Source organism: Mesorhizobium sp. CAU 1732, assembly GCF_039888675.1.
Lineage (GTDB): Bacteria > Pseudomonadota > Alphaproteobacteria > Rhizobiales > Rhizobiaceae > Aerobium.
Map to the genome: position 1 here is coordinate 2,659,902 of NZ_JBDQQR010000001.1, position 13,034 is coordinate 2,672,935.

Annotated in this window: 13 protein-coding genes; 10 read left to right on the forward strand and 3 right to left on the reverse strand. The window is 64.9% G+C overall.

All coding sequences use genetic code 11. The annotated features are described in order from the left end of the window. The first annotated feature begins 66 nt into the window (after window positions 1-66). The 8 genes from AAFN55_RS12940 to AAFN55_RS12975 all read left to right on the forward strand — a co-directional run bounded on the left by AAFN55_RS12940 (window position 67) and on the right by AAFN55_RS12975 (window position 8,189). A complete protein-coding gene (locus AAFN55_RS12940; protein WP_347799244.1) occupies window positions 67-1,671 on the forward strand; it encodes an ABC transporter substrate-binding protein in 1,605 nt (534 codons plus the stop codon). 127 nt (window positions 1,672-1,798) lie between these two features. Continuing rightward, window positions 1,799-2,905, forward strand: a complete 1,107-nt coding sequence (locus tag AAFN55_RS12945) for an FAD-dependent oxidoreductase (RefSeq protein ID WP_347799245.1) — start codon at window positions 1,799-1,801, stop codon at window positions 2,903-2,905. Between the two features lie 79 nt (window positions 2,906-2,984). Further along, on the forward strand, window positions 2,985-3,344 hold the full coding sequence (locus AAFN55_RS12950; protein ID WP_347799246.1) for a RidA family protein: 360 nt from the start codon (window positions 2,985-2,987) through the stop codon (window positions 3,342-3,344). An 89-nt stretch (window positions 3,345-3,433) separates the two neighbouring features. After that, window positions 3,434-4,453, forward strand: coding sequence for an ABC transporter permease subunit (locus tag AAFN55_RS12955; RefSeq protein ID WP_347799247.1), 1,020 nt, complete (start codon window positions 3,434-3,436; stop codon window positions 4,451-4,453). Continuing rightward, window positions 4,450-5,355: an ABC transporter permease subunit gene (locus tag AAFN55_RS12960; protein WP_347799248.1), complete on the forward strand. Its 906-nt coding sequence runs from the start codon at window positions 4,450-4,452 to the stop codon at window positions 5,353-5,355. Before AAFN55_RS12955 ends, AAFN55_RS12960 begins: the two co-directional genes overlap by 4 nt. Window positions 5,356-5,358: 3 nt before the next feature. After that, on the forward strand, window positions 5,359-6,204 hold the full coding sequence (locus tag AAFN55_RS12965; RefSeq protein ID WP_347799249.1) for an ABC transporter ATP-binding protein: 846 nt from the start codon (window positions 5,359-5,361) through the stop codon (window positions 6,202-6,204). Beyond that, the gene (locus tag AAFN55_RS12970; protein ID WP_347799250.1) at window positions 6,194-7,042 is read left to right on the forward strand and encodes an ATP-binding cassette domain-containing protein; all 849 of its coding nucleotides are present in this window, start codon (window positions 6,194-6,196) and stop codon (window positions 7,040-7,042) included. The genes AAFN55_RS12965 and AAFN55_RS12970 overlap by 11 nt, the downstream gene beginning before the upstream one ends. A gap of 25 nt (window positions 7,043-7,067) precedes the next feature. Further along, entirely contained in the window at window positions 7,068-8,189 is a 1,122-nt protein-coding gene (locus tag AAFN55_RS12975; protein WP_347799251.1) for an alpha-hydroxy acid oxidase, read from the forward strand. 49 nt (window positions 8,190-8,238) lie between these two features. Here AAFN55_RS12975 and AAFN55_RS12980 read toward each other — a convergent pair whose 3' ends face one another. Then, window positions 8,239-8,583: a hypothetical protein gene (locus AAFN55_RS12980; RefSeq protein ID WP_347799252.1), complete on the reverse strand. Its 345-nt coding sequence runs from the start codon at window positions 8,581-8,583 to the stop codon at window positions 8,239-8,241. 235 nt (window positions 8,584-8,818) lie between these two features. Here AAFN55_RS12980 and AAFN55_RS12985 point away from each other — a divergent pair, with 235 nt between their 5' ends. Together AAFN55_RS12985 and AAFN55_RS12990 are read left to right on the forward strand one after the other, a co-directional pair. Then, the gene (locus AAFN55_RS12985) at window positions 8,819-9,223 is read left to right on the forward strand and encodes a DCC1-like thiol-disulfide oxidoreductase family protein (protein WP_347799253.1); all 405 of its coding nucleotides are present in this window, start codon (window positions 8,819-8,821) and stop codon (window positions 9,221-9,223) included. Next, complete coding sequence (locus AAFN55_RS12990) at window positions 9,220-10,917, forward strand: DUF4166 domain-containing protein (protein ID WP_347799254.1); 1,698 nt, start codon at window positions 9,220-9,222, stop codon at window positions 10,915-10,917. Before AAFN55_RS12985 ends, AAFN55_RS12990 begins: the two co-directional genes overlap by 4 nt. A 114-nt stretch (window positions 10,918-11,031) precedes the next feature. Here the strand turns inward: AAFN55_RS12990 and AAFN55_RS12995 are convergent, their stop codons facing one another. Continuing rightward, a complete protein-coding gene (locus AAFN55_RS12995; protein ID WP_347799255.1) occupies window positions 11,032-11,961 on the reverse strand; it encodes a 3-keto-5-aminohexanoate cleavage protein in 930 nt (309 codons plus the stop codon). Window positions 11,962-12,001: 40 nt separating this feature from the next. Beyond that, window positions 12,002-13,033, reverse strand: a complete 1,032-nt coding sequence (locus AAFN55_RS13000) for an SMP-30/gluconolactonase/LRE family protein (protein WP_347799256.1) — start codon at window positions 13,031-13,033, stop codon at window positions 12,002-12,004. Window position 13,034: the final 1 nt, after the last annotated feature.

The window sequence follows — 13,034 nt, forward strand, 5'->3', positions numbered from 1 at the left end:
GAATAGAAGAGGCCAAATCGTGGGGAAGGCTGCCGATTGTGCCCTATGAGACCGGAGGCTCCCGACATGAAGAAAACACTTGCCCTCGCCACCTTGCTTGCTGGCTTGTCCGCTCCCGCGATGGCGGGCACGCTCACCGTGTGTTTGGAGGGCGCGCCGGAGACGTTCAATCCGCAACTGACCAGCAGCGGCACGACCTCCACCGTTCTCGGCCAGATTTATGACGGCCTCGTTGCCGTGGAGCGCGGCGGTTCCCAGATCGAACCGGCTTTGGCAGAAAGCTGGGATGTTTCCGAAGACGGCCGCACCTACACCTTCCATCTCCGCCAGGGCGTGAAGTGGCAGACGACGTCGGACTTCACGCCATCGCGCGAGTTCAACGCGGACGACGTCATCTTCACCTTCGAGCGCATGCTGGATGCGGACCATGCTTACAACAAGGTCAATGGCGGCAACTACATCACCTTCAACACCAAGCTCGCGGATGCGCTCGAGTCGGTCGAGAAGATCGACGACCACACGGTCGCCTTCACGCTGAAGGAAGCGCTGGCGCCCTTCACCGGCATCATGGCCCACGGCTCCTTGAAAATCACGTCGGCCGAATATGCCGAGCAGCTTCTGGAAGCAGGGACGCCGGAACTGTTCGACCGCAACCCTGTCGGCACCGGTCCATTCCAGCTTCAGGCCTACCAGACCGACGCGGTCGTGCGCCTGCTGCCCTTTGCGCAGACCTGGGGCGCGGAGCAGAACATCGCGGAAAACACCCCGATGGTCGATGCCATCATCATGGCGATCAGCGCCGACGCCTCGGTGCGCGTCCAGCGCGCGCTCGCCGGGGAATGCCAGATCGCCTTCTATCCGAACCTCGCCGATGCGCCGCTGATCGAGCAGAGCGAGAATCTGGATCTCGTCGTCGCCAAGGTCGCTTCGTCCGGCTTCATCACGTTCAACTTCAAGATGGAGAAGTTCCAGGACATCCGCGTGCGCCAGGCGCTGGCCCACGCGATCAACATGGAGCCGCTGGTGGAGGTCGTCTTCAACGGCATGGGCCACGTGACGGGCGCGGTGGTGCCGCCGGCGTTCTGGGGGCATGCGGACGATCTCGCGCCCTACGCGTATGATCCCGAGAAAGCGAAGCAGCTTCTCGCCGACGCTGGATTTGCGGATGGCTTCGAGACGCAGCTCTGGGCCGTGCCGGTCGCGCGTCCCTACATGCCGAACGGTCGCCGCGCCGCCGAAATGATCCAGGCCGACTGGGCGGAGATCGGCGTCAAGGCAGAGATCGTCACCTACGAATGGGCCGAGTACATCCAGCGAGCGCGCGCGTTCGAGGCGGAGGTCGGCATGTTCGGCGGCATCTATGACTTCCCCGATCCCAGCCAGATTCCGAACAATTACTTCACCTGCAATTCCGAAGGCACGCCCAGCCCCTCCAACATCGGTGCGTGGTGCAATGAGGAGTTCATCTCGGTCATGGCCGAAGCCGGTGCGATCACCGATCAGGAGAAGCGCGCCGAGCTGTATCTGAAAGCACAGCACATCCTTTACGATGACGTGCCGGCGGTGATGTTCGGCGGTGCCGACCAGCTCATGGCCGTCAGCAAGGACGTCAAGGGCTTCGCCCCGGCGATCTTCGGCACGTCGCGTATGTCGGGCGTTACCACCGACTAGAGGCTCGGCGCTTGCGGGTGTCCCGGCGCTCGGGACACCGCTTTTCCATGACGTGGCAGAAAGCCTTGATGGCGTGCCCGCATCCCCGGAGGATGCGGTGCAGGCATCCGGGCCAGGGAAATCAGAAATGCGTGTAATCGTAATCGGTGGCGGCATGTTCGGCGCGAGCACCGCCTACCAGTTGGCCCGGGCGGGTGTCGACGTCACGATCGTCGACCATGCGCATCCGGGAAAGGCGACCCTTGCCGGGGCCGGTATCGTATGCCCATGGGCGACCCGTATCGAGGAGCCCGAGTGGTACGAGATGTACGCCGCCGGCGCGCGTTTCTACGACCAGCTCATTGCCGATCTCCATGCCGCCGGCGAAACCGATCTCGGTTACCGCAAGGTCGGCGCATTGGTCACGTCCACGGATCCGGCGGAACTCAAGGCTGCGGGCGAGCGCATTTCGGGGCGGGTGAAGAACGCGCCGGAAGCCGGCGACGTGCGCCTTCTGTCGCCGGGCGAGGCTCGCGACAAGTTTCCGGCCCTGCGCGAGGGGCTGGAAGCCTGGTTCATTCCCGGCGGTGCGCGGGTCGATGCGCGCCTCCTGTCGGCGGCGATGATCCGCGCGGCGGTGGCGCGCGGCGCGACCTACCGCAGCGACTACGTCACGCTCGACATGGCGGGTGACCGCGTGCGGGTGCGGGACGGGGGAGGGCGGATCATGACCGCCGACGAGGTGATCGTCGCGGCAGGTGCGTGGGCATCGCAGATTCTCGACCCGATCGGCATCGCCCATCCGGTCAAGCCGCAGAAGGGCCAGATCGTCCACCTTCGGCTGGCCGGCGTGGCGACCGCGCAATGGCCGGTTCTCCTGCCGATGACCAGCCACTACATGCTGACGTTCGACGACAGCCGCGTCGTCGTGGGCGCAACGCGCGAGGACGATGCCGGCTTCGACTACCGGGTCACGGCGGCCGGACAGGCGGAAGTGCTGGAAGCCGCAATGTCGATCGCGCCCGGCCTCGTCAATGCCGAGATCATCGAGACACGCATCGGCTTCCGTCCCGCCGGTCCGACGGTCAAGCCGATCTTCGGGCGCGTGCCGGGCATCGAGGGCCTGAGCGTGGGCAACGGACTGGGAGCCGGCGGCATTTCGATCGGCCCTTATGCAGGCAAGCTGCTCGCCGACATCGTTCGCGGCGAGACTCCCGAACTGCCGGTGACGGCTTACGCGCCGCAGCGAAGCTGAAACAGCGCTCCCAACAGGTTTCCACGAGGCGCCGCATGGTCGCGGCGTCCTGAACGCATCATCAACACAAGGAAAGACGATGATCAAACGCAAGAAGAAGGCCCGTATCATGCACGCGGCCGTCGAGCACAACGGCGTTCTCTACATCGGCGGGCATGCCGCTCACGACCTCGACCAGGGCATGGGCGGCCAGACACGCGAAATCTGCTCCAAGCTCGACGCGCTTCTGGCCGAATGCGGCTCGGACAAGAAGCATCTGCTTCAGGCCCGCATCTACATCACCGACATGTCGAAGAAGGAAGAGATGAACGCGGCATGGCTGGAGTGGCTCGACGATGAAGATCTGCCGGCGCGCGCCACCATCGGCGTCGCCGACCTCGGCGATCCGCGGAGGCTCATCGAGATCGCGACGATCGCCAGCGTCAAGGAAAACGCTTAAGCGTGGCTTGAACGTTTGAGCGACGCAACCGCGAAGGCGGGTCGCCCGAAAGGGAAACCCGCCTTCGCACCCAGCCCGGATGGTGCTCGATGCTACGTTTTCTGCTGAGAAAGCTGCTCGTCATTTTGCCGACCTTCATCGGCATCACGATCGTCGCGTTCGGGTTCGTCAGGGTGCTGCCGGGCGATCCCGTGATGCTGATGGCCGGCGAGCGGGGCCTGACACCGGAACGCCATGCCGAACTCATGGCCCAGTTCGGGTTCGACCGCCCGCTCTGGCAGCAATATCTCGATTTCGTGGCTCGCATCTTCCAGGGCGATCTCGGCAGTTCCCTGGTCACCAAGAAGCCGGTTCTGGAAGAATTCTCGACGCTTTTCCCGGCCACCGTCGAACTGGCGATCTGTGCCCTGCTGATCGCCTCGGTCGTGGGCGTCTCGCTGGGCGTGCTGGCCGCCGCCAAGCGCGGGTCCTGGTTCGACCAGATTTCGATGAGCCTCGCGCTCACGGGCTATTCCATGCCGATCTTCTGGTGGGGTCTGCTGCTCATCATCTTCTTCTCCGGCACGCTTGGCTGGACCCCGGTGTCGGGGCGGATCTCGTTGATGTACTACTTCCCCGACAGCACGGGCTTCATGCTGATCGACAGTCTCCTGTCCGGCCAGAAGGGCGCATTCACCTCCGCTCTCCAGCATCTCATCTTGCCGTCCATCGTACTCGCTACCATTCCCATGGCTGTCCTCGCGCGACAGACGCGCTCGGCGATGCTCGAGGTGCTCGGCGAGGATTACGTACGCACAGCCCGCGCCAAGGGGCTTGGACCGCGTCGCGTCGTGGGCATGCATGCCTTCCGCAATGCGCTCATTCCCATCGTCACGACGCTCGGGCTCCAGATCGGCGGACTGCTGACCGGCGCGATCCTGACCGAGACGATCTTCTCGTGGCCGGGCATCGGCAAGTGGATGGTCGATTCCATCGCGCGGCGAGACTACCCCGTCGTGCAGGGCGGGCTGATGATGATCGCGCTCATCGTGATGTCGGTGAACCTGATCGTCGATCTGCTCTATGCGCTGATCAATCCCAGAATCCGGCATGCGGGAGGCGATCGATGACCCACACGTCTCCAGCCGCCATGCGCGAGATTTCCCCGGGGCGACAGCGCGTTCGCGATTTCATCCATGGCTTTGCCTCAAACAAGGGCGCCGTGATCGGCTTCGGCGTCATGCTGGCGCTGGTGATCGTCGCGATCTTCGCGCCCTACGTCGCGCCACATGCGCCCGCGCAACAGTTTCGCGACGCCTTTCTGCTGCCGCCTGCCTGGATCGAGGGCGGACGCGCGGCGTTCCCGCTCGGCACCGACGCGGTGGGACGCGACATCCTTTCGAGGCTTATCTTCGGCGCGCGCTATTCGCTCTATGTCGGCTCGCTGGTCGTCTTCATCGCGCTGGTCGGCGGCGTGGCGGTGGGCATGATCGCCGGCTATGTCGGCGGCTGGGTGGACACCGTCATCATGCGGGTGATGGACGTCCTCCTCGCGTTTCCCTCTTTGCTCCTCGCGCTCGTGCTGGTGGCGATCCTCGGGCCGGGCCTCACAAATGCGATGATCGCGATCGCGATCGTGCTGCAGCCGCATTTCGCCCGGCTCGCGCGCGCCGCCGTGATGACGGAAAAGGGCAAGGAATATGTCACCGCCATGCGCGTCGGCGGCGCCGGCCCGCTGCGGCTCATGTTCCTGACCATCCTGCCGAATTCCATGTCGCCGCTGGTGGTGCAGGCGACGCTCTCCTTCTCCACCGCCATTCTGGACGCCGCAGCGCTCGGCTTTCTCGGCATGGGCGCGCAGCCGCCCACGCCCGAATGGGGGACGATGCTTGCAGAGGCGCGCGAGTTCATCCTGAGGGCGTGGTGGGTCGTCACCTTTCCCGGCCTTGCGATCCTCATCACGGTGCTGAGCATCAATCTGATCGGCGACGGCCTGCGCGATACGCTGGATCCGAAACTGAGGAAGGGCTGAACCATGCCGCTTCTCGAAATCCGCAACCTCCGCGTCACGTTCCCGACAGCCGCCGGATATTTCCATGCGGTCGACGGGGTGGATATCTCCGTCGATCAGGGCGAGGTGCTGGCCATCGTCGGCGAGAGCGGATCCGGCAAGTCCGTCTCCATGCTCGCGGTGATGGGGCTGCTTCCGCCCACGGCGCGGGTTGAGGCCGACCGCATGGATTTCGACGGGCACGACCTGCTTTCGCTTTCCGGCCGGGAGAGACGGCGGATCCTCGGCAAGGACATTGCCATGATCTTCCAGGAGCCGGTCACGTCGCTCAACCCGTGCTTCACGGTCGGCTTCCAGATCGAGGAAGTGCTGAGGCTTCATCTCGGTCTCGGAAGGCGCGAGCGCCGCGACCGGGCGGTGGAACTGCTGACTTCCGTCGGCATTCCCGACCCCGAAACGCGCCTGTCGAGTTTCCCGCATCAGATGTCCGGCGGGCAGTGCCAGAGGGTGATGATCGCCATGGCGATCGCATGCAATCCGCGACTTCTGATCGCCGATGAACCGACCACGGCGCTGGACGTGACAATCCAGAAACAGATACTCGACCTCTTGAACGGCATCCAGCGCGCCACCGGCATGGGCCTGATCATGATCACGCACGACATGGGCGTCGTGGCCGAGACGGCGGACCGCGTCATCGTGCAATATATGGGGCGCAAGATCGAGGAAGCCGACGTGCTGTCCCTCTTCGAGAGCCCGAAGGAGCGCTACACGAAAGCGCTTCTTGCGGCGCTGCCCGAAAATGCGATCGGGGAGCGGCTTCCCACTGTGGGCGCGATGGCCGAGGGAGGTTCGTCGCATGCCCGCTGAAGACCTCATCATCGAGGCGACCGGCCTCGTGCGCGACTATGGCGGTGGCGGCTGGCTGACGAGCCGCAAAGGCGTGCGCGCGCTGAATGGCGTGTCGTTCGGACTGCGCCTCGGCAAGACGCTCGCCGTGGTCGGCGAAAGCGGCTGTGGCAAGTCCACGCTGGCGCGCATTCTCACCATGATCGACCCGCAGACCGAGGGGACCCTGCGCATCGCGGGGCAGGACGTGAACATCGCCCGGCACAAGCCGGATCGCTCGCTGCGTCGCGCCGTACAGATCGTGTTCCAGAACCCCTATGCGTCGCTCAATCCACGCCAGAGGATCGGCGACGCGCTTGCCGAGCAGCTTTACCTCAACACCGAGGACACGAAGCCGATGCGCCGCCAGAAGGCGGAGGCGATGCTCGAACGGGTCGGGCTGACGGCGGAGCATGCGAGGCGCTATCCGCACATGCTGTCCGGCGGCCAGCGGCAGCGCGTGGCGATTGCCCGGGCGCTGATGGTCAACCCGAAGATCGTGGTGCTCGACGAGCCCGTTTCCGCGCTCGACCTGTCGGTCCAGGCGCAGGTCCTGAACCTGCTCAAGGATCTCCAGGACGAACTCGGCCTCAGCTATGTGTTCATCAGCCACGACCTGTCGGTCGTGCGGTACATCGCCGACGATGTGATCGTGATGCAGGCTGGCGAGGTGGTGGAGGCGGCAACGCGCGATGCCATCTTCTCCGATCCGCAGCATCCCTACACGAAGAAGCTGTTCGCCGCGACCCCGTCCACCAGCGCCGACGCCATTCGCGCGCGCCTCGCCGTCAAGCGCGGCGTCGCCGCTGCCTCCTTGTGACCTGAAACAGACCAAGGGCCTTGCCATGACGACCAACCGGATCGACGATCGCTACTCCACCGGCGAGCGCTTCACCACCAACAAGGGCATTCAGGCGGCGGCGCGAAAGCAGCTTTCCGACACGGTCTGGAACTACCTGAATTGCGGCACCGGCGACGAGGTGACGCTGCGCGCCAACATCGCGGACTTCGACAGGCTGCAGTTTCGCACGCCACTGTTCGCCGGCATCTCCAATCCCGATACGAGTACATCGTTCCTGGGGCATCGTTTGAGCTTCCCCGCGTTGATCGCGCCGTTCGGCGGCGGCGAGCAACTTCTTCATGGCGACGGGCATTGCGCGACGGGCCGCGCCGCCGCGACCGCCGGCATTCGGCAGATCGTCCCAGTCGCCGCCGCCCACAGCCTGGAGACGATCGCGGCTGCGACAGGCGTCGCCCAGATGTTCCAGCTTACCTTCGTCGGTAAGGTCGAGTCCGTTCTGGCCATGATCGAACGGGCCAAGGCGGCGGGCTACGAGCAGATCGTGGCCACATATTCGCCGATCCGCCAGTGGCGTGAACGGATGATGGAGGATCGCTTTTCTATCCGGTCATCGGATGAGGATGGCAATTTCGGCGCCGGCAAATCCGACCCGGAGATGCTGCGCGAACAGCTTGCCTTCACGCAGCCGCGCTGGGGCTGGCCGCAGGCCGAAGAGGTGATCCGCAATTCGCCGCTGCCGGTTTTCGTAAAGGGCGTGATGGAGGCGGACGAGGCGACGCGTGCGATGCAGGCGGGAGCGGCCGGCCTCTACGTGTCGAACTATGGCGGGCGCAGCATCGACCGTATGCCGTCATCGATCTCCGCGCTGCCGAAGGTTCGCGCGGCCGTCGGCAAGGATGTGCCGATCATCTTCGACAGCGGCATTCGCCGTGGCTCGGACATTGCGGCCGCGATCGCGCTCGGCGCCAACGTCGTCGCGCTCGGACGCGCGGTCGGATACGGGCTCGCCGCCGATGGCGAGGCAGGTGCGCGGCGTGTGCTCGAACTGCTCAAAGCCGAGTTCTGGACCACGCTCGGCCATCTCGGATGTTCACGCGTCGATGAACTCGGCACGCACAATCTCGACGCGCAGATGCTGGCCGCGCATGCCGGGCACGCGTTGTAACGAGCGATCCCTCACCATCATTGCCGATGGGGACCGGTGCTATCCATGCTCATTGCCGAAGAAGCAGGACAGCCGCGACGCTGCCGGCGAAGAGCAGGATCGACGCCGACGGCACCAGATAAGCGAGGCGATACATGCCTTTGGCATTCAGGACGGCCGACGCGATCTGCCCGGCGATCAGCATCGGAATGCCGACGAAATAGGAGAGGTGATAGGCGCGCTCGGCCCAATCCCGTGTCACGGGATCGGCAGGTCCATCGGCGAAGCCGAGAGCCAGGGGCGACATGTACCAACCGATGCCGAAGACGATGGCAATCAGCGTCGTGACGATGAAGAACAGGGTGAAGAGCAGGGCGTCGATGGCTGTCCGCAAAGCATGTGTCTCTCTGGCCATGGCGTTATGAAGCACCGGATGCCGGAGGATGCAAATCCCTGTTGCGCGGATATGCGCTGCAGCGGCACACCGACGCAGTCGGAAATGGCGTCTCGACCGGGGCAGCGCTACCTGCTTGGATGATCGAAACGGCGGCGGGAGAAAGCCATTGAAAGCCGTAGGGAATATAGGGCACGACAAAAGTCCGGTTGTCCGCACAATAGCCCATGGTGACGAGCCCGGCCCGGATGGCCTGATGGTGTTCGATGGCCTTTGCAACTTCTGTTCTGCGCAGGTGCAGCTTATCCTGCGGATCGATCGATCGGGCGCGATCCGGTTCACCTCGATCCAGTCTCCCTATGGTCGCCATCTGGCCGCCCGCTTCGGGATCGATCCCGACGATCCTTCGACCTTTCTCTTCTTCGATCACGGCCGTCCCCTCGAGGCGAGCGACGCGGTGATCGCGATGCTGCGACGTCTGCCGCGACCGCGGCGGTGGCTGCGCGCGCTGCGCATCCTGCCCCGTTTCATGCGCGATGCACTCTATCGGCTTGTCGCCCGCAACCGCTATCGCCTGCTCGGAAAGCGGGATTCCTGCATGATACCCGCCCCGCATGTGCGGGCCCGTTTCATAGACGAAATCCCGGCGGACGCCCGGTGAAGCGGCGCGTCCTCCTGATTGGCGCATCGGGCACGTTCGGCAGCCGGCTGGCAACGATGCTGGCGAGATTGCCCGATTTGGAACTGGTGCTTGCGGCGCGGCGAACGGAGCCTTTGGAGGCGTTGCGTTCGTCGCTTCTGGAAGCCGGCGCGGCAGCCGACATCGTCGTCCGATCTTTTGAGCGGTCGCGGCCGGAAACGCTGGCCGGTATCGCGCCCTGGCTCGTGGTGGATGCCGCCGGCCCGTTTCAGGGCAGCGACTACAGCCTTGCCCTGGCGGCGGCCCGGCACAGCGCGCACTATGTCGACCTCGCCGATGGCCGCGACTATGTCGCCGGATTTGCCAAGGCGCTCGACGCTGCGGCGAAGGAGGCCGGGGTGCTGGCGGTCACGGCTGCGAGCTCGACCCCGGCCATCTCGCACGCAGCACTTGCCCCGCTGGTTGAGGGATGGCGCAGCATCGACCAGATCGTCGTGGCGATTTCGCCCGGAGCCCGCGCACCGCGCGGCCTCTCAGTGGTGCAGGCCATCCTGTCCTATGTCGGGCAGCCGGTTCGGGTGTTTCTCGATGGGCGGTGGCAGTCGGTTCCCGGCTGGTCCGGCCTGCGCGCGCTCTGGATGCCCCATCTTGGCGGACGATACGTATCGATCTGTGAGACGCCGGATCTCGATCTCCTGCCGCAGCACTTTGCCGTTCGGCGAGACGCGCTGTTCATGGCCGGGCTCGAGGTCGCGCCGATGCATCTGGGCCTCGCCGTGCTGGGACTTGGCGTGCGCGCGCGACTGATCCCGTCGCTTCGGCCGCTCGCCCGGCCGCTGCGCGCGCTGTCCGGTGTTTTCGCGCTGTTCGGATCGGACCGCGGCGGCATGACCGTGGAGGCGGTGGGCCGCGACGGGGAGGATCGTCCGATCCGTGCGCGCTGGGCGTTGTGGGCGGAAGCCGGGGCAGGGCCCAACACACCGGCCGCGCCCGCCGCCGCGCTGATCCGTGCGCTTCTCCACGGACGGGAATTCGCAATGGGAGCAACGCCTTGCGTCGGGATGCTGGACCTCGACCTGATCCTGCGCGAGCTGGAACACCTCCCCGTCGCAACCCGGGTCGATCGGGCATTGGCGGAAAGCCCGATCCTCTTCGAACGTCTGCTCGGGCCGGGCTGGGAGGCACTGCCGGAGGCGGTGCGGGTGGTGCACTGTGGCCAAAGCATCCGCGCTTCCGGGCGCGCTGTGGCGCGTGCCGGCAAGAGCCTTGCCGCGCGTGGAGCGCGCTTCTTCTTGGGTCTGCCGCGTTCGGGACAGCACGCCGTGTCCGTCTCGATCGACGCCGACGCGAGCGGCGAAACCTGGACGCGGCGTTTCGGAGCATCGCAATTCTCGTCACGGCTCACGGATAGCCATCAGACGGCGATCGGCCTGTTCCAGGAACGTTTCGGGCTGCTGCGCTTCACCTTCGACATGCGCCCTGCGAAAAACGGCGTGGTCTGGGAGTTCGTCGGCTGGCGGCTTTTCGGCCTGCCGTTGCCGGTTTGGCTCGCGCCTCGCATCAGGGCGGGCGCCGAGGATGCGGGCGGCCTCTACCGTTTCCGCGTCGTGGTGGCGCACAGATGGCTGGGCCTGCTTTTCGCCTATCGCGGAACGCTCGTCCCGCCGTCTGCCGATGCGACTTCGCCGCCGGCGAGCGCGAAGCTGCCTTCATAGCGAAAGCCCCGACGCAGAAACGCCGCCCCGTTTTCCGGAGCGGCGTTCCTGGGAGGATGCAACCGGGCGACTGGGAAGCCGCCGCCACCGGAAGGCATCGATTTACGTATGTCTTTAGAAATTGACGCGGTCGCCGCCCTTGAGCTGAAGGATTTCGCGGGCATCGTCGGGCGTTGCGATTTCGAGGCCGAGGCCCTCGATAATCTGGCGCACCTTGGTGACCTGCTGGGCGTTGTTTTCGGCAAGCTTGCCGGCGCCGATCCACAGCGAATCCTCAAGGCCGACGCGGACATTGCCGCCCATGGAAGCGGACATTGCCGCGACCTGCATCTGGTTGCGGCCTGCACCCAGCACCGACCAGTGATACTGGTCGCCGAACAGCCGGTCGGCGGTGCGCTTCATGTGAACGACATCTTCGGGATGCCCGCCGATGCCGCCGAGCAGGCCGAACACCGACTGCACGAAGAATGGCGGCTTGACGATGCCGCGATCGACGAAATGCGCCAGCGTGTAGAGATGGCCGATGTCGTAGCACTCGATCTCGAAGCGCGTGCCGTTCTCGGCGCATTTGGTGAGGATGTATTCGATGTCGGCGAAGGTGTTCTTGAAGATGCCCGCGCGCGAGGCTTCGAGATACGGCTTCTCCCAGTCGTGCTTGAACTCCTTGAAGCGCTCCAGCATCGGGTAGAGGCCGAAATTCATCGTGCCCATGTTGAGCGAGGCGATTTCCGGCTTGAAGTGAGCCGCAGGGCCGACACGCTCCTCGATCGGCATGGTGGGCGCGCCGCCGGTGGTGATGTTGACGATGGCGCCCGAGCGCTGCTTGATCACCTTGAGAAACGGCTCATAGGCTTCCACGGTCTGAACCGGGCGGCCGTCCTTGGGATCGCGCGCATGAAGATGGACGACGGCAGCGCCTGCCTCGGATGCCGCAATCGCATGATCTGCTATCTGCTCCGCCGTGATCGGCAGATGCGGCGACATGGATGGCGTGTGGATCGAGCCGGTGATGGCGCAGGTGATGATAACCTTGCGTTTTGCCATGTGTATTCTCCCTTCGAGATTTCTAAATGCGTGAACGGGCCTACCAGTGAACCATCGGCAGGCCGGCGACCGGTGAGCGGAAATAGGGGATGGTGTTGCCCTTGAGGCTGCCGAGATAGACCGTCTTCAGATCCGGCCCGCCAAAGGTCACGCTGGCAAGCCATGGCGCGATTGTGCCGCCGGAGGCTGCGAGCGTGTCGAACGGCATCGGTCGACCGCTGGCGAATTCCTTTTCGAAGGCGGCCGTCTGTTCCGGGTTGCCGTCTTCAAGCAGCGTGAGTGCATCGCCTTCGGGTGTGATGGCGACGAGGCGGTCCGCGAAGACCATCGTGCACCAGAGATTGCCATAGGCGTCGAAGGCAAACCCGTCGATCAGGCCATCCCCGAGACTCGACGGCCCATAGACCTCGCGGTCGGTGAGCGAACCGTCCGGCTGGACGCGCAGGCGCGTCACGCGCTTTCCGCAGGTCTCGGCGACGTAGAGCCACTCTTCCTTCTCGTCGAGGCGGATTTCGTTGGTGAAGGCGAAGCCGTCCGCGACGATGCGAATGCCCTTCTCGTCCACCAGCGCGACATAGCCGTCGCTCAGGCCGGTGCGGATGGCCTCGTTCCACGGGTTCACCATGGTCGAGATCGTGATCCAGATGCGGTTCTTCGAGTCGCGCAGCACGAAGTTGACCTTGCCCATCGGCTTGCCGTCGATGGTGTCGTAGAGCGTGCGCGTCTTGCCGTCGCGGGTCATGATCTCCAGCAAATCCGTGCCGAAATTGGAGATCAGTATGTCGCCGTTCCGCGCAAAGGCGAGACCGTTCGGCAGCGTGCCGTGAAGCAGGCTCTGCTGCTGGTCGCCGGAGAGGTCGAAATGTCCGCTGACGGTCTGACTGATGAGCGTCTGGCTGCCATCGGGCGCGATGCGCATGACGCCGCCGCGCGCATCGGCAGACCACAGCGTGCCGTCACGCTCGGCGAGGATGCACTCCGGCCGCTGCAAATCGGTGCCGATCGTCTTGATCTGCGACCGGTCGACCTGCCAGCCGATCAGCGGGTTCGGTCCCTTTGAGGTCGTCGCCATG